A 690-nucleotide genomic window follows, 5' to 3' on the forward strand; every position below is an offset into this window, starting at 1 on the left:
TCGTGCATAACGACGCACTGCCGGAAAGCCTTCGTTATCACGCGGCGGACGGCCGCACGCATGCGTACCCGCTGCCGAAGGTCGGCGCGTTCCATTACGACGCCATCGAGAACGTGACGCTGGTACGGGTGTCCGATCGGGCCATCACACTGGCGCGCGGCTACGACGCGAAGGAAACCTACGAGCGTCATGGCGAGCATTTCCGACTGACCAGTATCGTGCTGCGCAACGGCGCGGGATTGGCGATCGCCTATGATCACCCGCGGACCGTACCCGGCCATACGTTATTGCCGTCCGATCTGATGTCCTATCACGGGGATGAGGTTGCGATCGATGCCCACGTTCGCGTGGTGCCCGACGCGCAGGGGCATGTGGCGCAGGTCTGGCTGATCGAAGATGGCAAGCCGGTGCGGCAGCTCGCTCACTATACGTTCGATGACGCCGGCGATCTGATCGAGGCCTTCGATGAGAACGACGCAAGCCGAAGCTATACGTATCGGCACCACCTGGTCACGCGCTACACGGACCGCACGGGCCGAGGCATGAACCTGCGCTGGGATGGTGAGCACGCGACGGCCAGGGCCGTGCGTGAATGGGCCGACGACGGCAGCTACGATACGACGCTGGAGTGGGACCCGAACATTCGCTTGACCTACGTCACCGACGCGCTCGGCCACGAGACCTGGTACT

The 690-nt window shown here is 63.6% G+C and carries 1 pseudogene; it reads left to right on the forward strand.

Annotation, left to right across the window (positions count from 1 at the left end):
• Positions 1 to 690, forward strand: a pseudogene (locus G3N96_RS38920) (RHS repeat protein); the annotation flags it as partial.

The sequence above is a fragment of the Burkholderia sp. Se-20373 genome (assembly GCF_017104705.1).
GTDB lineage: Bacteria > Pseudomonadota > Gammaproteobacteria > Burkholderiales > Burkholderiaceae > Burkholderia.